At 68.6% G+C, this 23,105-nt stretch carries 23 protein-coding genes and 2 pseudogenes; 8 read left to right on the top strand and 17 right to left on the bottom strand.

Annotated elements, in window-relative coordinates:
- On the top strand, positions 1-261 hold a 261-nt coding region (locus tag IG08_RS0150450), incomplete at its 5' end, for a DUF4872 domain-containing protein (RefSeq protein ID WP_030620812.1).
- A gap of 59 nt (positions 262-320) precedes the next feature.
- Positions 321-681 (top strand): annotated as a pseudogene (locus tag IG08_RS58380) (transposase); the annotation flags it as partial.
- Positions 682-892: 211 nt separating this feature from the next.
- Here IG08_RS58380 and IG08_RS0150445 read toward each other — a convergent pair.
- A complete protein-coding gene (locus IG08_RS0150445) occupies positions 893-1,831 on the bottom strand; it encodes a serine protein kinase RIO (RefSeq protein WP_030620810.1) in 939 nt (312 codons plus the stop codon).
- Between the two features lie 200 nt (positions 1,832-2,031).
- On the opposite strand from IG08_RS0150445, the gene IG08_RS0150440 reads away from it, so the two are divergent.
- Together IG08_RS0150440 and IG08_RS0150435 are read left to right on the top strand one after the other, a co-directional pair.
- The gene (locus tag IG08_RS0150440; protein ID WP_030620807.1) at positions 2,032-2,310 is read left to right on the top strand and encodes a hypothetical protein; all 279 of its coding nucleotides are present in this window, start codon (positions 2,032-2,034) and stop codon (positions 2,308-2,310) included.
- 172 nt (positions 2,311-2,482) lie between these two features.
- On the top strand, positions 2,483-3,061 hold the full coding sequence (locus IG08_RS0150435; RefSeq protein ID WP_030620805.1) for a dihydrofolate reductase family protein: 579 nt from the start codon (positions 2,483-2,485) through the stop codon (positions 3,059-3,061).
- 91 nt (positions 3,062-3,152) lie between these two features.
- Here the strand turns inward: IG08_RS0150435 and IG08_RS63305 are convergent, their stop codons facing one another.
- On the bottom strand, positions 3,153-3,464 hold the full coding sequence (locus IG08_RS63305; RefSeq protein ID WP_030620802.1) for a hypothetical protein: 312 nt from the start codon (positions 3,462-3,464) through the stop codon (positions 3,153-3,155).
- Between IG08_RS63305 and IG08_RS63300 the strand changes: the two genes are divergently transcribed.
- Positions 3,463-4,527 carry an SCO2400 family protein gene (locus IG08_RS63300; RefSeq protein ID WP_420823328.1) on the top strand — a complete coding sequence of 355 codons (1,065 nt, stop codon included), beginning with the start codon at positions 3,463-3,465 and terminating at the stop codon, positions 4,525-4,527. The two genes, IG08_RS63305 and IG08_RS63300, sit on opposite strands and share 2 nt — an antisense overlap.
- 114 nt (positions 4,528-4,641) lie before the next feature.
- On the opposite strand, the pseudogene IG08_RS58360 reads toward IG08_RS63300, so the two are convergent.
- A pseudogene (locus IG08_RS58360) lies at positions 4,642-5,202 on the bottom strand (IS5/IS1182 family transposase); the annotation flags it as partial.
- Positions 5,203-5,386: 184 nt separating this feature from the next.
- Here IG08_RS58360 and IG08_RS0150415 point away from each other — a divergent pair.
- Together IG08_RS0150415 and IG08_RS0150410 are read left to right on the top strand one after the other, a co-directional pair.
- Positions 5,387-6,091 (top strand): Clp protease N-terminal domain-containing protein, encoded by a 705-nt coding sequence (locus tag IG08_RS0150415; protein WP_052425286.1) that lies wholly within the window; start codon positions 5,387-5,389, stop codon positions 6,089-6,091.
- Positions 6,092-6,333: 242 nt separating this feature from the next.
- Positions 6,334-7,092: a DUF899 family protein gene (locus IG08_RS0150410; protein ID WP_030620792.1), complete on the top strand. Its 759-nt coding sequence runs from the start codon at positions 6,334-6,336 to the stop codon at positions 7,090-7,092.
- A 450-nt stretch (positions 7,093-7,542) separates the two neighbouring features.
- On the opposite strand, the gene IG08_RS0150405 is transcribed toward IG08_RS0150410, so the two are convergent.
- The 14 genes from IG08_RS0150405 to IG08_RS60460 form a co-directional block, all read right to left on the bottom strand.
- A complete protein-coding gene (locus IG08_RS0150405) occupies positions 7,543-9,033 on the bottom strand; it encodes an FAD-dependent oxidoreductase (RefSeq protein ID WP_030620791.1) in 1,491 nt (496 codons plus the stop codon).
- Complete coding sequence (locus IG08_RS56290) at positions 9,030-9,557, bottom strand: nuclear transport factor 2 family protein (protein WP_078656094.1); 528 nt, start codon at positions 9,555-9,557, stop codon at positions 9,030-9,032. Before IG08_RS56290 ends, IG08_RS0150405 begins: the two co-directional genes overlap by 4 nt.
- A complete protein-coding gene (locus IG08_RS0150395; protein ID WP_234343200.1) occupies positions 9,554-10,471 on the bottom strand; it encodes an ABC transporter ATP-binding protein in 918 nt (305 codons plus the stop codon). Before IG08_RS0150395 ends, IG08_RS56290 begins: the two co-directional genes overlap by 4 nt.
- Before the next feature lie 83 nt (positions 10,472-10,554).
- Positions 10,555-12,279: a dipeptide/oligopeptide/nickel ABC transporter permease/ATP-binding protein gene (locus IG08_RS0150390; RefSeq protein ID WP_052425284.1), complete on the bottom strand. Its 1,725-nt coding sequence runs from the start codon at positions 12,277-12,279 to the stop codon at positions 10,555-10,557.
- A complete protein-coding gene (locus tag IG08_RS0150385; RefSeq protein WP_030620781.1) occupies positions 12,276-13,217 on the bottom strand; it encodes an ABC transporter permease in 942 nt (313 codons plus the stop codon). Before IG08_RS0150385 ends, IG08_RS0150390 begins: the two co-directional genes overlap by 4 nt.
- Before the next feature lie 2 nt (positions 13,218-13,219).
- Complete coding sequence (locus IG08_RS56285; protein ID WP_052425282.1) at positions 13,220-14,611, bottom strand: ABC transporter substrate-binding protein; 1,392 nt, start codon at positions 14,609-14,611, stop codon at positions 13,220-13,222.
- A 369-nt stretch (positions 14,612-14,980) separates the two neighbouring features.
- A complete protein-coding gene (gene fdxA, locus IG08_RS0150375; RefSeq protein ID WP_030620777.1) occupies positions 14,981-15,301 on the bottom strand; it encodes a ferredoxin in 321 nt (106 codons plus the stop codon).
- On the bottom strand, positions 15,298-16,383 hold the full coding sequence (locus tag IG08_RS0150370) for a 2-oxoacid:ferredoxin oxidoreductase subunit beta (protein WP_030620775.1): 1,086 nt from the start codon (positions 16,381-16,383) through the stop codon (positions 15,298-15,300). Before IG08_RS0150370 ends, fdxA begins: the two co-directional genes overlap by 4 nt.
- Positions 16,380-18,251 (bottom strand): 2-oxoacid:acceptor oxidoreductase subunit alpha, encoded by a 1,872-nt coding sequence (locus IG08_RS0150365; protein WP_030620772.1) that lies wholly within the window; start codon positions 18,249-18,251, stop codon positions 16,380-16,382. Before IG08_RS0150365 ends, IG08_RS0150370 begins: the two co-directional genes overlap by 4 nt.
- A 303-nt stretch (positions 18,252-18,554) precedes the next feature.
- The gene (locus tag IG08_RS56280) at positions 18,555-19,277 is read right to left on the bottom strand and encodes a nuclear transport factor 2 family protein (protein WP_052425280.1); all 723 of its coding nucleotides are present in this window, start codon (positions 19,275-19,277) and stop codon (positions 18,555-18,557) included.
- A gap of 26 nt (positions 19,278-19,303) precedes the next feature.
- Positions 19,304-19,981 (bottom strand): nuclear transport factor 2 family protein, encoded by a 678-nt coding sequence (locus IG08_RS0150355; RefSeq protein ID WP_052425279.1) that lies wholly within the window; start codon positions 19,979-19,981, stop codon positions 19,304-19,306.
- Positions 19,982-19,991: 10 nt separating this feature from the next.
- Positions 19,992-20,714 (bottom strand): nuclear transport factor 2 family protein, encoded by a 723-nt coding sequence (locus tag IG08_RS0150350; RefSeq protein ID WP_030620766.1) that lies wholly within the window; start codon positions 20,712-20,714, stop codon positions 19,992-19,994.
- A 1-nt stretch (position 20,715) separates the two neighbouring features.
- A complete protein-coding gene (locus IG08_RS0150345) occupies positions 20,716-21,414 on the bottom strand; it encodes a nuclear transport factor 2 family protein (protein ID WP_052425278.1) in 699 nt (232 codons plus the stop codon).
- A gap of 271 nt (positions 21,415-21,685) precedes the next feature.
- Complete coding sequence (locus IG08_RS60460) at positions 21,686-21,988, bottom strand: hypothetical protein (RefSeq protein ID WP_158812392.1); 303 nt, start codon at positions 21,986-21,988, stop codon at positions 21,686-21,688.
- A gap of 568 nt (positions 21,989-22,556) precedes the next feature.
- On the opposite strand from IG08_RS60460, the gene IG08_RS62675 reads away from it, so the two are divergent.
- Entirely contained in the window at positions 22,557-22,688 is a 132-nt protein-coding gene (locus tag IG08_RS62675) for a hypothetical protein (RefSeq protein ID WP_267965067.1), read from the top strand.
- Positions 22,689-23,105: the final 417 nt, after the last annotated feature.

Below are 23,105 nucleotides of genomic sequence, written 5' to 3'. Positions count from 1 at the left end.
AGGGCCGGCACCGGCGGTGCCCTGTTCCGCAATCTCTACCGGGACTTCCTCGCCGAGTGTGCCCAGCTGATCGACAGCAGCCACCTGCGCACCGGCCACGGCCTGTATACCGAGGCCGCCACCCTCTGGACACAGGTGGCCGCACTCGTCGCGGCAGCAGGCGAATCCGGCGACGCGAAGAACCTCATGCAGGCCGGCTCCATCCTCCACGAGCTCTCGCGCATCGAACGCAATGCGATGCAGTCACTCAGCGTGCTCTAGTAGGACTCCGTTAGGTCTCTCGGTCTGTGCTCGTGAGGAGCGTGTTGGAGACCGTGGACATGCAGCGGGTTGAGGGACTGCGGAGTGCCTTGGCGGAGTTCGTGGCGGAGGTGTTCGCCTCGGTTCCACGGAAGGACCAGCGGGCCAAGGGCGACTGCTATCTGCGCGGGTTGATGCTGGATGGGCGGCACAAGTCGATCCAGGCGATGGCCGCTCGGCTGTCGGATGGCAACGAGCAGAACCTGCAGCAGTTCGTGAACCAGTCGACCTGGGATTGGGTGCCGCCGGACCGCCGAGCGGATGCTGCCGCTGATCGGCCCCGCGGCGTGGGCGGTCGACGACGTGTCCGTCCCCAAGGACGGCCGGATGTCCGTCGGCGTCACCCACCGGTACTGCGGCGCCCTGGGCAGACAGGCCAACTCACCACGTCACCCTCATCACCGCCGCCCACGCCTTCCTCACCGAACAGCGCCTCTCCCCCAAAGCACCCACGCCGGCCTGACACTCCACCAGGTCCTGAACGCCATCCAGGACCTCCTGAACTGCTGGACCGCCGCGCCTGCACCACCTCCCACCAGCGCGAACGAGCAGGACCCACTCACACCTAACGAACCCCTACCAGCCGCCCGGTTCAGAAGGCGTGCGCCATCAGCTCCGCGAACAGCGCGTGCTCGTCGACCTCGAGGCCCCGCGAGCGGAACCAGCCGCAGATGTTGGCGCAGTCGCGCTGGAGGAAGTTCATCCCGTTGAGGTTGCCGACCAGGTCGACGATCTGTGGCAGGTCGATGATGACCAGCCGCTCGCCCGCCGCCAGGATGTTGTACGCCGAGAGGTCGCCGTGCACGACGCCGTTCTGCACCATCGTCGCGAGCGCATCGGTGAGCTGCTCGAAGTACGCCGCCAGCAGCTCGGGTGAGGGTCGAGTCTGGGCGAGCCGGGGCGCGGTCTCGACGGCGCCGTTCTCGTCGACGACGGTGATCCACTCCATCAGGATCTCGGTGCCGTCGATCTGGACCGGGTAGGGAACCGGCAGCCCGAGGTTCCAGAGCCGGACCAGCGCACCCCACTCGGACACCGCCCACTCGCCTGCCGCGACCTGCCGGCCGAAGGTGCTCTTCCGCTTGAGGGCCCGCTCGTCACGTGAGCGCTTCATCGAGCGGCCCTCGGTGTAGGACGCGGAGCGGTGGAAGGTCCGGTGCTCGGGAGAGCGGTACCGCTTGGCCGCCATGACCACGCCGGCGGCGAGGTCGAGCGGGTCGGCGCGCTCGACGAGGTGGACGTCGGCCTCCTTGCCGGTCTTCAGGACGCCGAGCTCGGTGTCCATCGCGCCCTGCGAGGTCACCACCCAGTCCGGGAGCGGCTCGGGGCCTCGGCACAGGGGTTCGACGCTGAGCCAGGTCGACCAGCGCTGGCCGTCCTCGAGGTCGTCGTAGGCACGGAAGTCGAAGACGAACCGGTCGTCGACGTCGCCCAGGTCGTCCGGCGGCTCGACGTGGCGGTAGGGGTCGGCGATGAAGTCGTCAGGAAATGCCGGGTGCTGAGGGTGCTGCGAGAGATCGTCGTGAGACATCGCTGGAGGTGCTCCATGAGGTGAGAGAGAGGCGGTCTGCGGGCAGGCCGAGGACAGTCGTAGTCACGGTCGTGCCTCCTCTCGTGGAGCACCGGGCAGCTCCCGATGTCTCGCCCATGGTGAGGGGCGGACACGGGGAGCGGCAACCGAATAAAGTCGGCCCGCGCCGAGCGGCCCCAGCGGCGCCGTAGGTTTCCGGCGTGATCCTCCGTACCGGGCTCGTCCCGGCCCTGCTCGGGCTGACGTTGGCCGGGTCGTTGCCGCCCGGACCCGCGGTGGCCGAGCGGGCCCCGACGCCCGGTGCGAGCGGGATGGGAGACCCGGGTCCGGGCCAGCCCGCCGGCGAGTTGGCGTTCCTCCGCGCCCAGGTGCCACTTCTGGAGGTCGTCCCCCTCAAGGAGGGCGGGGGCGTCCCGCTCGAGGGCGGCGGTCATCGCGGGGTCGTCACGCGGCACAACGAACGAGGGCGGCTTCGGTAGCGAGCATGTGCGCCGAACTGAGGTGCGACGGACCGAAGTTGAGCCAGTGAAGGGGGGTCGACCTAACCTTGATCTTTCGTGGCAAGGAACAGCCAAGTCCTGCCGATGAGTCTCGCCGTGGTTGCCAGTCTGTATCCCCAACACGCGATCGACCGCACTGGAGGAGAGCATCATGACCGCTACCTACACATTCGACGTCTTCTCCAGCCTCGACGGCTTCGGCGCCGCCGGCGGCAACTGGACCGGCTACTGGGGCAAGCAAGGCCCCGAGCTCCTCGACCACCGCCTCGCTCTGTACGGCGAGGAGCAGCAGATGGTCTTCGGGGCCAACACGTATCGGGCGTTCGCGCGGATGCTGGCCTCAAGCACCGAGGAGTCCGAGGTGCGTGACCCCTGGGTCACCCGGATGAGAAGCCTGCCGGCCACGGTGGTGTCGACCACACTGGAAGGATCCCTCGACTGGCCGGATGCGAACGTCGTGAGCGGCGACGCCGTCGACGTCGTCGCTCGGCTCAAGGAGGAGTCCGAGGTACCGCTGCGCTCACACGGCAGCCTGTCGATGAACCGGGCGCTGATGGACGCCGGTCTGGTCGACCGCGTCCAGGTGACGCTCTTCCCCGTGATCACCGGTCAGACCGGGCTGGACCCGATCTTCCAGGGTGCGGCCGACTTCGACCTCGAGCTGATCGAGCGCCGGACGCTCGACGGCCACATCCAAGAGCTCATCTATCGGCCCACCCTGCATGTCTGAGTCCATCCATGCACCTCACCCCGTCAAGCAGCCGAACCTGACCGGACGTTCCCGCTGAGCGACATGCCGACCGGTCTCACGGCCGCCCTGGTCACGCGGCTTGCCGATCGCCTCCTGATTCGTCGGATCGTCCGACGAGCCGGCCGTTCTCGAACCTGGCGCCAGCGCGGACCAGGGCGACCAGGCGGGGTGCGTTGACCGCGCGCCAGCAGGCTTGCGCGGACTCAATGAGCTCGAAGGCCATGGCGACGCAGTTGCGCGCCTCCCGCTCGGTTGCGCCGCACACGCGGCGGCCCCACAGCAGGTCCCACTGGTCCGGGTCGTCGGGATCGAAGCGCACGTAGTCGCCGCCCGGGCTCACCCCGACAATCTTGTAAGACCCCTTGATCAGCAGCATCGGCATGACGGCCCGCCTCACAACCGCGGTGAACTCACCGTGCCCGCATCTGTTGAACGACACCTGTCGGAGCCGACAAGCGGGCCAAAAGGCATGCAACCAACGGATTCAGCGCGCGGATGTGTCGTACTGCGGTCACGCCCCGGACACATCTACGCAGGAGTGTCACACAGGGTGCACACACCCTTTCGAAAGCCTCGCTACCTTTGCTCGCGGCTCGCTCCCCCGCGCGAAAGCGAACACAGGAAGACCACAGATGGACTACTGCTCCACGTGCCGTCGGCATCTCAACGGCGCCCTCGTGTGCCCCGGGTGCGGCGCCTACGCCCCGGACATCGCTCCCCTGGCCGACGGAACACCCGCGCCGACCGCTGCGATGGGCGCGGCAGGGTGGCAAGCCCCCTCTCACCTGTGGCACGACGGGGATTCCGGCGCCGATGAATTCAGCGAGGCACCGCAGGAGCACCCGTACGACGGCACTGACGCCCCGTCACCCGCGCCTCTGGGCCGAGCGGCACGGCGTCGCCAGCGGGAACGCTGGAAGAAGACCCAGCGCAGGGCGCTGGTGGCCACCGCGGTCGCCCTGGTCGGCGGCGGCCTGACCGTCTCCGCGCTGGACCGCCAGTCCACGGACCGGACCCAGGCGGCCTCCGCGCCGGACAGGGAGGCCATGGGGATCGCGGAGATACCGGCCACGGAGCCCACTCCAGCCTCGTCGACGCCGACCGACACGCACCGCTCCAAGCGCACCTCGTCCGCCACCCGCTCCTCCACGACGAACGCGCCGCACGAGCAGTCCGCCGCCACACCGCAGGCCACGCCGACGACCCAGGCGATCCAGCAGAACAGCGTCACGGCTCCACTGAAGACAGTGACGTCCTCCGCCGAGTCGCAGGCCGCCTCCACAGTGTCCGATGCCACGGACACTGCTACGGAGACGACGCCCTCGCCCTCGGCCACCGACAGCACCAGCACATCAAGCACGGACACATCGTCGGCGACTCCCTCGCCGTCCGAGCCTTCCTCGTCCTCAGAGCTCTGCCTGCTTGGGCTGGTGTGCATCAGCTGATCCCGCGCAACGAGGTGGACTCCGTATCGTCCACGGGGCCCGCCTCATCGCCGTACGTCAGCCTCGATCGCTTCCATGCCCTCATCGACTCCCATGCACGCGGAAGGTGTTGCCGTAGGTCCGCTCGACGACCCAACGGGACTTTCCCAGCCCGGAGCCGTGGGCGGTGCCTTTCCGGGCGATCTTCGGTGTGATGCCGCGGGGCCGGAGAAGTCGGCGGTACTTGCCACAGTCGTAGCCTCGGTCGGCGAACAGCCGGCCTGGCCGGTGATGTGGCCGGCCGCGTAGTCCGCGGATGCGGGGTATCGCGTGCAGCAGGGGCATGAGCTGCATGACATCGTGACGATTCCCGCTGGTCAGCGAGACGGCCAGAGGAGTGCCATGCAGTCCGGCGCCCCGCAGCTCCGCCGGCAGCACCTCATACAGCTGTGGCCGGACGTCGGCTTCGGTCCAGTCCCGCTGGCGCCACCAGGCCGTCACGCCAATGCAGCCGACCTGTTCCGCCGGAACACCCCGCCAGCTCACGCCCTTGCACAGCACGTAAACGATGCCCTGCAGCGCAGCACGGTCGACCGCAGGCAGTCGGCCTGGATTCCGACACCGCCTCGGCGGGCGGACAGGCAGCAACGGCGCCACACGTTCCCACACATCATCAGGCACCAGGTCGGCAGACACACGACAGATCGGGTCGGCTCGACACCCAACTGCCAAGCTCCACAACGCAATCCCGAAGCGATCTAGTGGGTCGCGATCGGGCCCAACTGCTGCACCGGACCATCGCACGAAACTGCGGGAGCACACCTGAAGCAATCGTCAATTACAAGTTGACGATAGGGAATCGTCAACCTACGATTGACGCATGAGTCCACTCGACATCAGCCTCGCCGACCTGATCGCCCGTCTCGACGAGGAACTCCCCGACGCCAACGCCCTGGCCCGCATCAGCGAGGCGCGACTGCGTGCCCAGACCATGTCCGACCTCGGTGACCAGCTCATCGACCACTACGTCAGCAAGGCCAAGCAGACCGGCGCGTCATGGACCGAGATCGGCGACGCCATCGGGGTGTCCAAACAGGCCGCCCAGCAACGTCACGCGCCCAACGCGTTCGAGCGATTCACCAACCTGAACCGGCACAGCATCGTGCTGGCGCAGGAGGCCGCCCGAACACACAAGCACGACTCCATTGGCACCGAACACCTCCTGCTCGGCCTGCTCGGCGAACCGCAGGGCCTGGCGTACGAGGTGCTGGTGGCGCAAACCGAGTCGGAGCAACGCATCCGCGACGCGATCGAGGAAGCGATGCCGCCCGCCGGGGAGAAGGCGCTGCGGGGTCACATCGCGTTCCGGCCGGAGAGCAAGGAGGCCATCGAGCAGGCACGCCGCGCGTCGGCCGATCTCGGCCACGACTGGGTTGGCACGGAACACACGCTGCTGGGCCTGATCCGCGCCGAGGAGAGCCCGGCCGCGCAGATCCTGCACAACCTGGGCTTCACGTCGGACGAGCTGCACGAGACGGTCAAGGCCGAGATCACCAAACGGCTCACCGCGCGCGACAAGCAGTAACGAAACGATCAGTCGCCGCGGAGGACCGGGCCGACACGGCCTTCCCACCCGACACGGGACGGTGCGCTCGTGCCGCCAGCCCCCACCCGACGTCGCCAAATACCTTGTAGTGCACGGCGGGTGAGAGGCAGCCGATACGCCGACTCATTTCGAAGCCGTCAGTTGGAAGGCGTCCGTATTCCGTTCGGCAGTCTTGATCAGTCGAACGATGAGTTCTTGCGGGCTGCCGGGTCAGTACGGACATGACTGCAACGAACACGCCGCCGGTCGTCTCCCGCACGGAGTGGCTGGCCGCAATCGACACCCTGCGCGCCCGGGAGAAGGAGCACACCCGGGAGGGCGACGCGATCGCCGCCGCGCGGCGCCGCCTGCCCATGACCGAGGTGGAACCCTCGACCCCGCTCGTCGGGGGCAAGGGACCCGTCCCTTTGATCGACGTCTTCGAGGGCCGTACCCAGCTGTTCGTGTCGTATCACATGTGGCATGACGGCCGTCCCGCCGCCGAGCAGTGTGAAGGCTGCACCTTCTTCACCGGTCAGGTCCGTGAACTGTCCTATCTGCACCAGCGTGACGTCACCTTCGCTGTCTTCTGCCAGGGGCCCTACGAGGAGTCGGACCGCTACCGCCGCTTCATGGACTGGGAGCTGCCCTGGTACTCCGTACCCGCCGAGTCCCACGAACGGCTCGTCGCCGGCCGCCACTTCGGGATGAAAGCGGGCTACCTCCGCGACGGGGACCGGGTCTACGAGACGTACTGGACCACCGGCCGCGGCGTCGAACCCATGGCGCCGTCCTACGGCATCCTCGACATGACCGTCCACGGACGGCAGGAGACCTGGGAGGACTCCCCGCCGGGCTGGCCGCAGCCGTACGAGACCCGCGGTCAGCAGTTCCGCAAGGACGGGCGGCCGACCGCACAATGGGCACGGATCGCCGCCGGGCACGACGACGGCCTCCACGGCGAGCAGACCGGCAGGGGCAGCTCAGGTTGCTGCTCCTGAAGCCGGGCCCGAAGGCCACAGCCCAGCCGTCGCCCAATACCGCCCGCCGCCTGCTGCACGCAGCCACTCAGAAGGCGTCCGCTTGCCGTTCGGCAGGTCCTGATGTCGAACGAGGTTCCTGATGGGGTGATGCCGGGGCATGGTCGAAAGCCGGCTTCGCGGGCATGAACTCGCCGAGGTGATCGAGAGCATGCCCGGCGTCGGCCACTCGCCGGCCCGTCGGATGCAGCAGGACGACTGCCCATCCGACGGGCTCCGCGTTCGCGCGACGCCCCGGTCAGCCCCACGCTGCAACACGCTGCAAACAGCTCCCGCTCACTTGCACTTCGCGTCCGCTCCCCCACCCCGCGGGGCGGTCGGGCCTGCCCGTGGTTGTGATGGAGTGAGGCGAATCAACGCCAGGGGCGAAGAGTTCTTCCGGCCCTGGAGGCCACGGACTCGAACCGGGATCTACGAAGAGGGAGACGGGTCTGCTCCCCGCTTCTCCGTGGCGGCGCGGATCCCGGCGATACGACCTGAACTGATTGCCCAGGACAGCGGAGTGCCGAACCGGTGCTCGTCCAAGCCGATCCAGCCGCCGACGACCGAGCCGGCCCCGAACAGTCCGGGGATGGGCCGGGACTGCGGGTCGAGCACCCGCAGGTGTTGGTCGATCCGCAGCGGCCCGGCGGTGTCGATCATGAGTGGCCGGAACCGGAGTGCGTAGAACGGCGGCTTGCGCAGCGGGACCAGGTGCTCGGGGTCCTTTGCCCACAGTGCGTCGCGCCCTGCGTCGCAGTAGCCGTTGTATTCCTGCACGGTGGCGTCCAGCGCTTCCGGGTCGGCGCCGATCCAGCGCGCGATCTCCGCCCAGTCATTGGCCGAGACACACCATTCCTTGTTCGCCGGATCTGCCAGGGTGTCGCGGAGCGTAGTGCGGTAGCCCCCGGCGATCCAGGTGCCCGGGTCTTCCTCGCCGGGACGCGCCTCTCCGGCGAACGGGTCCGGCTGGTCGCTGATGTACTGCACCAAGGCGTCGTCGAACAGTGCGAACCCGGCCATGCCGGGCTGGACGGTCAGCGCGTTGGTGGTGGCGTTGACCCTGCCGCTCGATTCGTCGAGGAACCGATCGCCGCGTGCGTTCACCCACAGGCAACGGGGCTCCATGCCCGCGCGGTTCGGCTTGTTCTTCTTGGTCTTGAAGCTGTAGCAGTTCTCCTTGATGAGGAATGAACGGCCGCCTGTGTCGGCCCCGACCTCGCCGGCGAGGGCGATTCCGTCGCCGGCCAGTCGCTTGGTGTCGGTCCAGTAGATGTCCTCGTCGTAGACACCGGGGAATTTCTCGTGCAGCAGGTCGACGTTTCCGGTGAAGCCCCCGGTGGCGAGCACGACCCGCGGGGTCTCGATCGTGATCCTGCCGTCCTTGGTGTCGGCCACCACCGCGCTCACCCCGGTGTCCGGCGAGCCGATGATCTCGGCCGCTGCGGCCCTGGTGAAAATCTGGCCGCCCTTGGCGGTGAAGCGCTCGCTCAACTCCTGCATCACCCGCTGGAAGCTGCCAGGGTGGTTGGACCATCCGCTGGGCTCCACGCCCAGGTCCATGCCCGTCATGGGCCGGTAGCCGATACCGCGATCCTCCAGCCAGTTCACCGTCTCGTCGGCCTCGTCCACCCACAGCCGGACAAGCCGGGGATCCACGCCGTCGTAATGGTGGTACGCCATCGTGTCCCGGAAGACGGCGTCGGGCGAGGTCCCGAGGCCGGCCTCACGCTGGGACCTGCTCTGTACCGCGAACAGGAACCCGCCGGACATACCGGCGTTGCCGCCCACGAGCGGGCGCTTTTCCAGCACCACGACCCGGTCCAGTCCGTGCTCCTGTGCGGTGATCGCTGCCGGCAGCCCGGCGCCACCGGCCCCGATCACCACCAGGTCCGCCGTCAGTCCGCCGCTGATCTTGCTCACTGGTCCTCACTCTCGTTGTTGATCACGCGCTCCACGCGCGCGGGCTTGTCGGTGTGGCTCGTCGTCTCGTCGAAGCTGTCGTACGGTTCCGGCGGTTCGGGCACCGAGCAGGGTTGGTCCAAGGTCACCTCTCGATCCGGACGGTGCATGCCCGGCACCGTCTCGCCGAGCTTCGGGAAATGGTCTGGGCGACTGATCGACGGCTCGACCCAGTCCTTGTCGTAGGGCGTGCGGAAGGTCGTGTACCTGGGCAGGTGCCGGATCTTCGCTTCCTCGGCCTCGCGGACGAAGTCCACGCCGTACCGGCCCCACGACCAGTGCGGGATCGGGCGCCCCTCGGGCTGAGGGAAGGTCTCGTGCCCTGGCGAAATCCATACGCCTTTCGCAGTCTTGCGGCCCCTGGCGGCCTCGATCACGCCGGTCGCGACGCAGTGCTCGATGAGCATGGCGGGCTCCACCGGCGGAGCTGCGGCATGGGTGTCCTCCGACCGCTGGACGCGGCGGTCCAGGGGCATATCGCTCATGCGTTTGCTCCCTCAGGGGTGGGGTTGTCGGCGGTGAAAAGGTGGCAGGCGACCGTCCGGCCGTCGACGAGGGTGACGGCCGGCCGCTGGATCCGGCACGTTGACGTGGCGTGCGGGCAGCGTGGTGCGAAGGGGCAGCCTTGCGGCGTGGCCCCTGCCCTCCCCTCACTGCCGGCGACCGGGTCGGCCTGCTTCCGTGCTGCTCGCCGTTTGCGTTGGCGGAGCGGGTCGGCCACGGGTGAGCTGGCGATCAACGCCTGGGTGTAGGGGTGTAGTGGCCGGCACAGGACGTCCTGCGTGGTTCCGGTTTCCATGATTCGCCCGCGGTAGAGCACGACCACTCGTTGGGCGATGGCTGCGACGACCGCGAGGTTGTGTGCGATGAACAACATCGCTGTCCCCCGTTCGCGGCTCAGGTCGCTCATCAGGTCGAGCATCCGTGCTTGGGTGATCACGTCGAGGGCGCTGGTCGGTTCGTCGCAGATGACAAGCGCCGGATCGGAGGAGATCGCCCTGGCGATGGCGATGCGCTGACGCTGGCCTCCGGAGAATGCGCTCGGGTAGCGGTCGATCGCATCGGCGGGCAGGCCGACCCGGGTCAGCAGCTCCTCGATCCGCGTTCGGGCGTCCGCGGCACTGAGCTTGCCGTGGACTTCGAGGGGTTCACCCAGCGTCCTGCCGATGGTGCATGCCGGATTGAGCGAGGCGTAGGGGTCCTGGAAGACGACCTGGAGCCCGGTGGACAGATCCCGCCGATCGGCGGCATGCCGGTTGGTGATGTCCTGGCCGCCCAGGTGGATGGTGCCCCGCGCCGGGGCCGTCAGGCCGAGAATCGCCCTGCCCACCGTCGACTTGCCCGAGCCCGACTCGCCCACCAGGCCCACGATTTCCCCGTGGCCGACCGTGAGGCTCACGTCGTCGACCGCCTTGGTGGGACTGGAGCGCCACCCGCTCCTGTACTCCACGCCGAGATCTTTGACGTCCAGCAGCGGTGTCCTCATGCCCAGCTCCTTTCCTCGCCCGCGTCGACCGGAAGCCGGGGTGTTGCCGCGACCAGCGTGCGGGTGTATTCCTGGGCGGGCGACAGCAGCACCGCCTCCGTGGTGCCCTCCTCGATCAGACGACCGTCCGACATGACCGCGACCCGGTCGCAGATGTCGGCGACCACACCCAGGTCATGTGTGACCAGCAGAAGCGTCAGTGCGGACTCCTCCCGCAGGTGCAGCAGGAGATCGATGATTTCTGCCTGGACGGTGACGTCGAGCGCCGCGGTGGGTTCGTCGGCGACCAGTACATCGGGCTCGCCGCTGAGGGCGAGCGCGATCGCCACCCGCTGTGCGATGCCCCCGGAGAGCTGGTGTGGATAGCGGCGGGCGACCGCGGCCGGATCGGGTAGGCCGACGCGGGTCAGCAGACTCAGCGCGATCTGCCGAGCCTCCCGGCGACGGACGCGCCGATGCAGGCAGATCATCTCGCCCAGTTGCGAGCCCACGGTGAAGGAGGGGTCGAGCGCGGCCATCGGTTCCTGGGCGACAAGGCCGATCCGGGACCCGCGGACCTTGCGCAGTTGCGCCTCGTTCAGGCGCAGCAGGTCCTCTCCGTGGAGCAGCACGCGGCCGGAGGTGACCCGCCCGGGCGGCGGCACCAGCCCGAGGATGGACAGCGCGGTGGTTGTCTTGCCGGATCCGGACTCGCCGACCAGGCCGAACACCTCTCCGCGCTGCAGCTGGAAGCCGACGTCCCGGACCACGGCTCGGTCGCTGCCGTCCTGTCCCGGGTAGCACACGTGCAGCCGATCGACCGTCAGCACCGACGCCGGCGCGGGCGGGACCACGGCGTCCGCAGGCTCATCCGGCACCGGCCGTCGCGGGTCAGGCAGTTGCGAGGGCCGCCGGTGTCCGCTCACCGCCTCCAACAGGGCGTTGCCCACGAGGTTGAGGGCCAGCACGGTCGCGGTGAGGGCGAAGCCGACCGGCACCATCAGCCACGGGTGCTGATCAAGGTTCTGTGCGGCGTTCAGGGTCATCTGACCCCAGCTCGGGGTCTCCGGCGAAAAGCCGAGGCCGAGGAAGGACAGAGAGGTCAGAAACAGGAACGTGCCGCTGTAATGCACGATCGCCTGGACGATGAGGGGACCGGTGACGTTGGGCAGGATGTGCCGGGCCAGGATCCGCAGCCGCGACAGCCGGGAGACCAGCGCGGCGTCGACGTACGGCAGTTCGCGTGCGGCAGCCGTCGCGGTGCGGACGACCCGGAAGATGGCACCGCTGGTCAACACTCCGAAAGCGACGGCCATGACGACCAGGTTGTTGTCGCTCACCGCAGCGATGGCCAGCACCACCACCAGACCCGGCAGCGCGAACAGGATGTCGACGACGAAGGTGGCGGCGGCGTCGACCCGCCCCGACAGGTAGCCCGCGAGCAGCCCGCCAGGTACGGCGAGCAGCAAGGACACGCCTACCGGGATGAGCGCGGTCAGCAGCAGTCCACCTCCGCCGTGCAGCAGCCGCGAGTAGATGTCGCGGCCGAGCTCGTCGGAGCCCAGCCAGTGCAGCGCGCTGGGCCCGCTGAAGGTGTTGGACAGGTCCTGCTCGAGTGGGTCGATGGGCGCGAGCACCGATGCCATGGCGCACGCCACGCTGATCCCGATCAGCCAGATGAGGCTCACCCAGACTGCCGGGCGAGCGAGCGCCTTGCGCAGCGCTGTGATGGACGGGGTCATGAGAAGCGGATCCTTGGGTTGAGGGTCGCGGCCACCACGTCGGTCAGCAGGTTGACAGCGACGATGATGAGGCTGAACGCCAGCACCGCGCCCTGCACGACCGGAAGATCATGTTGGCGGATCGAGCTGAGCATCAGCGTGCCCACGCCGGGCAGGTTGAAGATCGCCTCGATCACCATGACCCCGCCGAGAGCGAACACGAAACCGAGGCTGGCCACGGTCACCACCGGCCCGCTGGCGTTGCGCAGCACGTGCCTGCACACAATCCGCCTGCGGGACAGTCCGTTGGCCGCAAGCGTACGAACGTAGTCGCGCGAGAGCTGGTCGATAACGCCTGCCCGGGTCTGGAACGCCACCGGCCCCACACCCGCCAGCCCCACGGCGATCATCGGCAGGACCAGGTGCGACAGCCATTCCCCCGGTGAGGCGGCGAAATCCACGTACCCGGTGGCCGGCAGCACCGGAAGCCGGATGGCGAAGGCGAACACGAGCATGCCCGCGAGCCAGAAGCTCGGAATCGCCATGCCGATGCTGGCCGTCCACATGACCGCGCGGTCCACCACGCCGCCCCGCACGGCCGCGACCGTCCCGAGGGTGACGCCGACCAGGACGGTGAACACCGTGGAGAGCACGGCGACCGACACCGTGACCGGCAGCGCGCTGCTGAGGGATTCGGCCACCGTCTGCGTCGACACCAGCGACACCCCCAGGTCGCCTCGGAACAGGCCGCCGAGCCAGTCGCCGTACTGGACGAGTGCCGGCCGGTCCAGTCCCAGCGTGGCTTGGAGGTCGGCCACCTGTTCCGGCGTGGCCCCTGTACCGAGCAGAAACGACGCCGGGTCCCCAGGAACAAGCTGGATCAGCAGAAACGTCAGCGTGGCGACGATCGCCATGATGGGCACCACAGACGCCAGCCGCCGCAAACACAATCGGAGCATGGTTACTCACCTCCGACCGGCGTCAAGTGGTACAGCATCGGGCCACCGACTCTCTCGGGTTCGACCACCTTGACGACGTCCGGGTTGTAGGCGTGCAACTGGCTGCTCAACGCCGGGATCACGTACCACGCCTGCTCCGCGGCGTACTCGGCCAGCTCTGCGTAGAGCCGCTTCTGCTCGGCTCCTTCGGCTGACACGGCCTCGGCCAGCAGGGCATTGACCTTCGCGTTGCTGTTGCCGAGCGGGTTCATCGAAGAACTCTTCGTCATCAGGAAGGTGAAGTCGCTGTACGGGAGTCCGGTCACCGCCTGGAGAGACGTGGACATCGCCCACTTGCCGGAGTTGGTCTGCTGCACGAGGTCGTCACCGTGGTTGCTGAGCTCCACGTCGATACCGACCTTGCGGAGATAGCCGGCGAGGGCCTGGGCCATCTGGTCCCACTGCGGGTTGTTCAGCACCTTGACCGAGAACCCGTTCGGGTAGCCGGCCTGGCGCAGGAGCCGCTTGGCCTTGGCGACGTCGTAGGAGTAGTAGCTGTCGATGCTCCGGGTGTAGCCGGTGCTGTCCCGTCCGAACGGCGTCGAGGCGTTGACATCCCCGTGACCGCCGAGCACGGACTTGAGGATCGCCTCCCGGTCGATCGCGTAGTTCATGGCCTGCCGGACGCGCACATCACCGAGCGGCTTGTTGATCGTGCCCTCGACGTCGAAGATCGTGAAGCCGTGGAAGGCGCATGCTGCCCCCTCGGAGATCTTCCACCCGGTGATTTCCGTTCCCGCCGTCACGGTCGTGTAGTCGATCTGGCCGCTGCGCGCCGCGTTGTCGGAGGCAGTGAGGTCGGTCATCAACTGCACGACCAGCTTCTCGAAGCGCGGCCACTGGGCGGCCGTCGCCCAGTAGTTCTTGTTCCGGGTGAACGTGTAGGTCTTGTTCTGCGTCGTGGCGCTCTTGTCGAGGACGTAGGGGCCGGATCCGACCGCTGTGTCGGCGAGCGCGCTGGGGTTCTTGAGCGCGGTGGGACTGACCATCCAGCCGGCCTGCTGGGAGAACCCGTAGGGCAGGTCGGGCTGGGAAGACGTCAGGTTGAAGCGCACCTTGCTCTTGGACACGACGTCGACCGACTGGATGTATGCGAGGTAGGGCTGCGCCGCCACGTTCGACGGGGTGACCGACTTGGCGTACTCGATATTGGCCTTGACGGCCTCCGCGTCGAAGCTCGCGCCATCGGTGAAGACCACATCGGTACGCAGCTCCATCACCAAGGTCGTGGCGTCGCTGTAATCCCATGAGGTGGCCAGCCACGGGACCACGGTGCCGTCGGCGTTGACATGGGTGAGCGTGTCGTACGTCGCGGCTGCCACGTACTGGCTCAGCTGTGTCTTCCATGGGTCCATCGAGTTTCCCGTCGGAAACGCGGACATCGTGAACGTTTTCTGTCCGGACCCTCCGGTGCCCGAGCCGGCACAGCCGGTGGCTGCCACCAGGACGGTTGATCCAATAAGTGACAACGCGGTACGCCTCAACACCATGAACTCCTCAACGTCGACGCTGACTCAACGAGATATGTGGTGGCCTCGACTTCAACACGCCGTACGACGCGGTGAGAACACATCGGCAACGGCTACGTGATGATGGCTGCCATCCCTGGAGACGATGTGCAGCGGTCCTCCGGCCTCCGGGATAAACCGCCACGCGAGAATCCCGGCACTCCGCAGGCCATCACGGCCTTCTAATTCATGCGCAATTCAGGGTCCGTCCCTCCGTCAATGGGCGGGTGCTGGAAACTCGGCGACGAGCGGGGCGTCCGCCGATATCGGACCGGTCCCGGCGGCACCTCCTGGAGAGCCGAGGGTGGTGAAGAAGACCTCGCCGGCGTCGGTGAAGGCGGCCCACTCGGGCGGCACGTCCTCGGCATAGAAGATCGCCTCGACCGGGCACACGGGTTCGCAGGCGCCGCAGTCGACGCATTCCTCCGGGTGGATATAGAGCATGCGCTCACCCTCGTAGATGCAGTCCACGGGGCATTCCTCCACGCATGCCCGGTCCTTCACGTCCACGCAGGGCTGTGCGATCACATACGTCATGGGGTATTCCTCCGATGCGGTTCCACGGTCCAGGCGTCGCGGCCTCGCAGCAGGTCCCGCAGGGTGCTGTCGCCCCCGCTCCGGCCCGCCTGCTGCCGTACCAGGTCGTCGTAGGTGGGACGCCGAGCCGCCCGGAACACCCCGACGGGCACGACGGGGCCGTGGTCCCCGCTGTCCAGCCGGGACAGGGCGAACGCCTGCGTGGGGTCGCCGGCCGCGGCGTCGTGCACGACCAGAGCGTCCTCGCCCGTCTCGGCGACCGGGGCCACACGCAGTCCGCCGGTACGGGGGTCGCGCGTGACGCCGTACTCTCCCTCGGCCCCGAAACGCACCGGCTCCCCATCGCGCAGCGGGATGATCCGTTGGACGCGCTCCCGGGGATCCTTCACGGCGTCGAAGGCGCCGTCGTTGAAGACCGGACAGTTCTGGTAGATCTCCACCAGGGCCGTCCCCCGGTGATCGGCCGCCGCCCGTAGCACCTCGGTGAGCTGCGCGCGGTCGGAGTCCAGGGCTCGTGCCACGAAGGTCGCCTCCGCGCCGAGGGCGAGCGAGACCGGGTTGAAAGGGTGGTCGACCGAGCCCAGTGGGGTCGACTTGGTGACCTTCCCGGGTTCCGAGGTGGGAGAGTACTGGCCCTTGGTCAGTCCGTAGATCCGGTTGTTGAAGAGCAGGATCTTCAGGTTGACGTTGCGCCGCAGGGCGTGGATGAGGTGGTTTCCCCCGATGGACAGCGCGTCGCCGTCACCGGTGACCACCCAGACGCTGAGATCCGGGCGGGTGACGGCGAGGCCGGTGGCGAGGGTGGGGGCGCGCCCGTGCACGGAGTGTATTCCGTAGGTGTCGAGGTAGTACGGGAAGCGGGACGAGCAGCCGATGCCCGAGATGAAGACGATGTTCTCGCGGCGCAGTCCGAGATCGGGCAGGAAGGACTGGACGGCGGCCAGTACGGCGTAGTCCCCGCAGCCGGGGCACCAGCGGACTTCCTGGTCCGATCGGTAGTCCTTGGCGGTCTGCGGTCCCTCGGCCAAGGGCACGTCAGCCAGGCCGTGGCTGCCCGGCATGCCGAGCTCGGTCGTGCTCATGCCGATTCTCCTTTGATCACGGATACGAGGGCGTCGGCGAGTTCCTCGGCTCCGAAGGGCTGGCCGGTGACCTTCGAATGGCTGACCACGTCCACTCCGTACGCGGCACGCAGGAGCCCGGCGAGCTGGCCGAGGTTCATCTCGGGCACCACCACCTGCCGGTAGGCCTGCAGAACCGCGCCGAGATTGCCCGGGAAGGGCCGCAGATGCCGCAGATGGGTCCGGGCCACGGGCAGTCCGCGGGCCCGCACCCGGCGGCAGGCCGCACCGATCGGCCCGTACGTCGAACCCCAGCCGAGCACCAGAACGTCCGCCCGCCCGTCGGGGTCGTCGACCTCGATGTCGGGCACGTCTATGCCGTCGATCTTCGCCTGGCGCAGCCGGACCATGCGCTCGTGGTTGGCCGAGTCGTAGGAGATCCCTCCTGGGCCGTCGGACTTCTCCAGGCCGCCGATGCGATGCTCCAGGCCTGGCGTGCCCGGGATCGCCCATGGTCGGGCGAGGGTGCTCTCATCGCGCACATACGGCCAGAACGCCCCTGAACCGTCTGGGGAGTTGGGCTCGGTCGCGAATTCCACGCGCAGGTCCGGCAGATCGTCGGGCTCCGGGACCAGCCACGGTTCGGAGCCGTTCGCCAGCGCTCCGTCCGACAGGAGCAGGACCGGGGTGCGGTAGGCGAGCGCGATCCGGGCCGCTTCCAGGGCGGCGTCGAAGCAGTCGCCGGGCGAGCGCGGAGCGATGACGGGCAGCGGGGCCTCACCGTTGCGGCCGTGCATGGCCTGCAGCAGGTCGGACTGCTCGGTCTTGGTGGGGAGCCCGGTGGACGGGCCGCCGCGCTGGACGTCGATCACGACCAGTGGCAGCTCGGTCATCACCGCCAGCCCGAGGATCTCGCTCTTCAGGGCGAGCCCAGGACCGGAGGTGGAGGTGACCCCCAGCGCCCCGCCGAAGGCCGCGCCGAGGGCGGCGCCGATCCCGGCGATCTCGTCCTCCGCCTGGAGGGTGAGGACGCCGAATTCCTTGTGCCGGGCGAGTTCGTGGAGGATATCGGAGGCCGGGGTGATCGGGTAGCTGCCGAGCAGCACGGGAAGGCCCGCTCGCTGCCCGGCGGCGGTCAGCCCGAGAGCGAGGGCCGTGTTGCCGGTGATCTGCCGGTACGTGCCGGGCGGCAGACTGGCGGGGGCGATCTCGTAGGTGGTGGCGAACGCCTCCGTGGTCTCGCCGTAGTTCCAGCCTGCCCGGAAGGCGGTGACGTTGGCCTCGGCGATCTCCGGGCGGGCGGCGAACTTCCGCCGCAGGAAGGTCTCCGTGCCATCGGTGGGGCGGCCGTACATCCAGGCGATCAGGCCGAGGGCGAACATGTTCTTCGCCCGCTCCGCGTCCTTGCGGGACACGCCGCTGTCGGCGAGCGCGCCACGCGTCAGGCTGCTCATGGGCACCTGGTGCACGACGTGCCCGCTCAGTGTCTCGTCCTCCAGCGGTGACGTCGCATAGTCCGCGCGCTGCAGGTTGCGGCGGGTGAACTCATCGGTGTTGACGATCACGGTCGCGCCGGGCGGCATGTCAGCGGCGTTGGCCTTGAGGGCCGCCGGGTTCATGGCGACGAGCACGTCGGGGCGGTCGCCGGGGGTGAGGATGTCGTAGTCGGCGAAGTGCACCTGGAACGAGGAGACACCCGGCACCGTGCCCTGGGGGGCGCGGATCTCGGCAGGGAAGTCCGGGCGGGTCGCCAGGTCGTTGCCGAATGCGGCACTGTCGGCGGACAGCCGGTCGCCCGCGAGTTGCATGCCGTCGCCGGAGTCGCCGGCGAAGCGGATGACGACGCGCTCCAGGCGCACGGGAGGACGCGGGACGGTTGGTGAGGTCACAGCAGTCCTCCTGGCCCGCTGCAGGTGAGCGGGGCACGGCGGTTCTGCGTGGCAGGCAGATGGGACACGAAGGCCTCCGGTACGTGCGGGAATAGGGAGCGAGGCGGGATGCCGTCCGGTGGACGGCCACCCAGGACACGGCGTCCTGGGCGGCGGTCACCGGAGCGGCGGGCGGTCGGTGGGCGTCCGACACCTCGTCGAAGGTGTGCTGCGGCTCCCGCGGCGCCGGCTCGTTGAAGTGGACCCGGTCCGGCAGGTGCTACCGGTTCCCGTCGTCCGTTGCTGTCGGCGCCTGATGTGCTGTCAGTAGCTGAAGGTCTCGCTGAAGGTCCGGTAGGGCTCGGGCATGCGCGGCAGGTCCTGCGGCAGCTGGGTGTGGCTGTAGACCTTGTAGGTCTCCTCCTCGATGTCCGGGCGCGGCATTTCCACCGGGGGGCCGCCGACACCCATCGGCGCGTCGGCGGTCAGGTCCGCCCAGCTCTCGCCGACCGGAGTGAAGAAGTCCGTGTAGACGTGCATGTGCCAGATCTTCCAGAGGCCGTTCTCGCGGATGAAGTCGACGCCGTACTTCTCCCAGATCCAGTGCGCGATGGGCTTGTGGTCGGGCGGCATGATCTCGGTGACCTGGCCCGGGGAGTACCACATGCCCTTGGCCGTCTTCCCGTCGTCTGCGATCTCGATGATCGAAGTCGTCAGCGGGTGCATGATCAGAGTGCCGACGCCCAGGTTGTCGTCCGATTCGTCAAGCTCGGGGTAGTTCTTGCGGAGCAGATCGAGGTTGGCCCGCTGCATCTTGCGGCACAGCTCGCCGTAGTAGTAGTTGATGGACTCGTATCCGACGAAGTAACCCTGGTTCTGCGCGAAGGTGGGCTCCGGGGTCTCCTTGACCCAGATCGCCTCCAGCTCCTCGGCGTTCTTGCCGAGCCCGTGGTAGTAGGCGTGTCGGCTCATCACGTTCTGGACCTCGTGGATGTCCAGGACCTTCTGGAGCTTCTGCTCGGTGGTCAGTTCCGCGTTGTCACTCATGTACGGCTCCTCGTTGAGGTGGAGGGTCAGGTGGGCTGGTCGGTGTACGACCAGGTCTCGTCGAACGTCCGGTACGGCACGGGCGGGGCCGGCGCCGGCTGCTGGGCCGTGTCGACGTGGTAGGGCTGGTTGAAGGTGACCGGACGCGACGGGGGCGTCATGCCCTCCATGAGCTGCCCGGGTTCGGGGAAGTAGGGCGGCCGGTCGATCGAGGACTCGACCCAGCTCTGGTGATAGGGCGTGCGGAAGGTGGTGTAGATGTGGAAGTGCCAGAACTTCCACGCGCCGCCCTCCTTGACGAAGTCGATGCCGTAGCGGCCCCATGACCAGTGGGCGATGGGCGGACCGTCCGGCATGGGAAAGGTCTCGTGGCCCGGGGAGATCCACACGCCCTTGGCGGTCAGGCCGTCCTCGGCGATCTCGATCACGGGGGTGGTGGCGGCGTGCTCGGTCATGAGCCCCGGGACCTCCGGCGGCGCTCCGTCGACGTAGCAGCCCTTGACGGTCTCCGCGCCCTCGAAGACGCCCCAGTCCTCGGGCTCGAAGGTCAGGCCGGGCGCGTCCTTGGCGAAGAGCTTCTCGAACTCCTCGCCGTTGCGGCCCGCGGCGTGCAGGTATTCGTGCATGCCCATGAGGTTGTTGATCTCATGGATGTCCTCCAGACGTCGCAGCCGCCTGTCGAAGTCGTCCTGGTCCTGTGCCATGCGGGGTCCTTTACAGGGGCGGGAGGTCGTCGAGAGTGCGGTACGGCTCCGGGGGGATGGGGTCGTACGTCGGCACGCGGGTGACGGAGTAGTCGTTGAGGGGCGCGGTGGGCGGCCGGTCGGACGTCGTGGTCAGCGGTGGCGGCGCCTGCTCGCGCAGCGAACTCTCGACCCAGCTGCTGCCGTAGGCGGTACGGAAGCGGGGTACGACCCGCAGACGCAGGATCCGCCAGGCGCCGTCCTCCTCGTGGACGAAGTCGACCGCGTAGTGCACCCACGCCCAGCCGGCCTCGGGCCGTCCCGCGTCGGGGTTGAAGCCCGTCTGCGCGGCCATCACCATCCACACGCCGCGGGCCGAGCCGCCGTCCTCGGCGACCTGGATGACCGGGGTCGTGAACGCGCTCTCCAGCAGCATCCCGGCACGGTCGTCCCGGACGTCCAGCTCCGGGTACGCGGCCCGCATGCCCTCGCCGTTGCGGCGGGCCATCTCCAGCAGCGGCCCCACCAGCGCGGCGCGGGCGCCGTCCAGCCCCTTGTACACGCCCCAGTCGGCCAGCTCGACGGTCACGCCGGGCGTGTGGCGGGCGAAGGCGCCGATGAGGTCGTCGTAGTGGCCGGCCGCGTTGAAGAAGGCATGGCGGCCGATGAGGTTGTGGATCTCGTGCACCGCCTTGATCCGGTGCAGTCGCTGGACCCTGGTCAGGGTCGTCGGGGTCTCGGTCGACGTCGTCATCTCAGGCCTCCTTCGGCGGGTCGGTGTAGCCGGTGGTCTCCTGCCAGGTCCCGTACGGTTCGGGCGGCGGGGGCTGCAGGACGCGGACCGCGTCGAGCGTGTACGGCTGGTTGAAGGTCACCGGCCGGTCCACCACCGGCATGCCGGGAACGACCTCGCCCTCCTTCGGGAAATGGGCGGGGCGGTTGACCGAGGAGTCGACCCAGTCCTGGTCGTACGGGGTGCGGAAGGTGGTGTAGACGTGGAGGTGCCAGATCCGCCAGTCGCCGTCCTCCTTGAGGAAGTCGACGCCGTAGCGGCCCCACGACCAGTGGGCGGCGGGAAGGGCGTCCGGCAGCGGGAAGGTCTCGTGCCCCGGGGAGATCCACACCCCCTTGGCGGTCAGGCCGTCACCCGCCACCTCGATGACGGGCGTCGTCAGCGTGTGCTCGATGAGCAGGCCCGGGGTGCCTGCGGGGAAGGGGTTCTTCTCCACGTACGCGTTCCAGATGTGGTCCCAGCCGTCCCACACGCCCCAGTCCTCGGCCTCGAAGGAGACGCCGGGGGCGTCCGTCGCCCAGCACTCCAGGAGCTCGCGGTCGTTGAGACCGGCCGAGTGCAGGTACGCGCGCCGGCCCACGAGGTTGTGGATCGCCTGGACGTCCTCCAGACGCTGGAGTTCCCTCTCCAGATCGGGTGTGACGGTGTCGTGGTCGTCCAACGCTTCTCATCCCTTGCGGTCGGAGGTCGTGGTCTGAGTCGTCGTGGCGGGCGAGCACCCTGGGCGGGCGAGCGCGCGACACTGCTCGGTAGGGGGTTGTGGGTGTCACGGGACAGCTCACCGACGGTTTGTCACCAGTCCTGCCACCGGCCCCGTCACCGGCGGAAAGCCGGGACGCCGTGTTCGGCGGATGCGCGCGGGCCGCGATCGTCGCCGGAGAAGGCGAGGGGCGGCCGGGGGTGGCGGAGGTGAAGGGTGCGGTGATGCCGTGTCAGGCGTGACGCACGAAGCCGAGAACCGGCCCCGGGCGGGATCCGTTTCTCAGCAACGTACGGGCGCTGGGCGTCGCGTGAGCGGGGCGGCACGGCCGGCCCGTGTACATCACCGTGGAAGCCTTCTTGCAGCCGGTCGGCGTGGGCATCGAACCGCCGAGAGCGCTCATGGACGGTCCCGCGTCATGGCGGCGGCCGTCGGGGGAGGCAACGGGCCGCCGCCTGCCATCGGACCGGACCGGCACGCACCGCACGGCGAGCATGCCGCCGCGGCGGCCCGGCTCGGACGTGATGGTGGTCATGCGGCGTTCCTTCGGCTCTGGGGACCCCCGCTCAACCGACCGCGAGGCCGGTGCGAGCGGGGCCGCATAGGCGGCTCCGGTGTCGTCACAGTAGCGAGCGCCACGCGCGGCCGGAAGCGATCGGAAATCGCGTCGTAGCATGGATGGCATGTGACATGAATATGTGGCGTACGACCCCTTGCGCGACGTCCGGGAATGGGGCAGGCCCGCCCTCACGACCCCACCCCGTGGCGACTCCGCGTTGACTTCAGGTGTCTCCGCGCGCGACGGAACTCGGCCGATTTCTTGATTCTCCGCGCTATCAACAAAAACGCTGACCGCCGGGTATGCCGTGCGGCAATCGGTATCGCAGCGGCCCTCTGGCACGGCTCCGGCGCGGGTACGCGGAACTCGTCCTTGACGTGGCGCGTAAGCGCCGCTTGCCTGCCCGGGGGCTAGCGGCGGGCACGTATATGCACGCACGGTGCCACGACCGGCTGTCCGGACTGCTGGGCCAGCGTTTCGCGGCCGGTGCTGTAGGACGGACAAAACCCTGCGTGTCGCGCTCGCCGAACCGATGGGGAGCGCGGTGGCCAACGGTCAGGATGTGCTCTGCCTGGGGCTGTCGCACGCCGCCGGCAGCGTGCTCGTGGTGGGCGGCTCGTTGCACCGCGACACGTGCGAACGGTCCCGCGAGTTCGGGCGCATCGCCATCGACTAGGACCGGCGCGCTGCCAGTGAGGCGGCACCGGGTGCCAGCCGACCGTGAGGCCTCGATCGGCGCCGTGCTCGCGGACTACGACGCCGCCCCCTCGCTCTTGGCGGCGCGGCCGACGTCGACACTGCGGCGTGCGACCCGTACCCGGATTGACCTCGCGCTCGCCCGGTGCGCAACGAGGCCGATCCCCGCGTGCTCGTGGCCGGCGGCGCGCCGGCCGACACCGGAGCGGCACTCCTCGGACCGGTCTAATCGGCGTGCGGCCGTAGGAGGCGACTCCCTACACGGCCTGTTCCTGGCTGCTGACCTGACCCGGCTCAAGGGTGGAGAACTGCTGGGGTTTGACTGAGCAGGAGTGCGTTCTGGCGTGTGTGAGTGAGTGCTGAGGCTCCCGGCCGACGGCTGAGTGCTGTCGTCCCG

The organism is Streptomyces fulvoviolaceus, from assembly GCF_000718165.1.
GTDB lineage: Bacteria > Actinomycetota > Actinomycetes > Streptomycetales > Streptomycetaceae > Streptomyces > Streptomyces fulvoviolaceus.
This window is presented reverse-complemented; position numbering and strand designations above follow the sequence as displayed.

Bases quoted from the DNA above. Each gene is read 5' to 3' on its own strand.
- IG08_RS0150355 (WP_052425279.1), bottom strand. From the start codon at position 19,981: ATGGCACAGGACCAGGACGACTTCGACAGGCGGCTGCGACGTCTGGAG.
- IG08_RS56280 (WP_052425280.1), bottom strand. From the start codon at position 19,277: ATGAGTGACAACGCGGAACTGACCACCGAGCAGAAGCTCCAGAAGGTC.
- IG08_RS0150445 (WP_030620810.1), bottom strand. From the start codon at position 1,831: ATGTCTCACGACGATCTCTCGCAGCACCCTCAGCACCCGGCATTTCCT.
- IG08_RS60460 (WP_158812392.1), bottom strand. From the start codon at position 21,988: ATGACCACCATCACGTCCGAGCCGGGCCGCCGCGGCGGCATGCTCGCC.
- IG08_RS0150415 (WP_052425286.1), top strand. From the start codon at position 5,387: ATGAGTCCACTCGACATCAGCCTCGCCGACCTGATCGCCCGTCTCGAC.
- IG08_RS0150370 (WP_030620775.1), bottom strand. From the start codon at position 16,383: ATGAGCACGACCGAGCTCGGCATGCCGGGCAGCCACGGCCTGGCTGAC.
- IG08_RS63300 (WP_420823328.1), top strand. From the start codon at position 3,463: ATGACGGCCCGCCTCACAACCGCGGTGAACTCACCGTGCCCGCATCTG.
- IG08_RS0150385 (WP_030620781.1), bottom strand. From the start codon at position 13,217: ATGCTCCGATTGTGTTTGCGGCGGCTGGCGTCTGTGGTGCCCATCATG.
- IG08_RS0150410 (WP_030620792.1), top strand. From the start codon at position 6,334: ATGACTGCAACGAACACGCCGCCGGTCGTCTCCCGCACGGAGTGGCTG.
- IG08_RS56290 (WP_078656094.1), bottom strand. From the start codon at position 9,557: ATGAGCGATATGCCCCTGGACCGCCGCGTCCAGCGGTCGGAGGACACC.
- IG08_RS0150350 (WP_030620766.1), bottom strand. From the start codon at position 20,714: ATGACGACGTCGACCGAGACCCCGACGACCCTGACCAGGGTCCAGCGA.
- IG08_RS0150390 (WP_052425284.1), bottom strand. From the start codon at position 12,279: ATGACCCCGTCCATCACAGCGCTGCGCAAGGCGCTCGCTCGCCCGGCA.
- IG08_RS56285 (WP_052425282.1), bottom strand. From the start codon at position 14,611: ATGGACCCATGGAAGACACAGCTGAGCCAGTACGTGGCAGCCGCGACG.
- fdxA (WP_030620777.1), bottom strand. From the start codon at position 15,301: ATGACGTATGTGATCGCACAGCCCTGCGTGGACGTGAAGGACCGGGCA.
- IG08_RS0150435 (WP_030620805.1), top strand. From the start codon at position 2,483: ATGACCGCTACCTACACATTCGACGTCTTCTCCAGCCTCGACGGCTTC.
- IG08_RS63305 (WP_030620802.1), bottom strand. From the start codon at position 3,464: ATGCCGATGCTGCTGATCAAGGGGTCTTACAAGATTGTCGGGGTGAGC.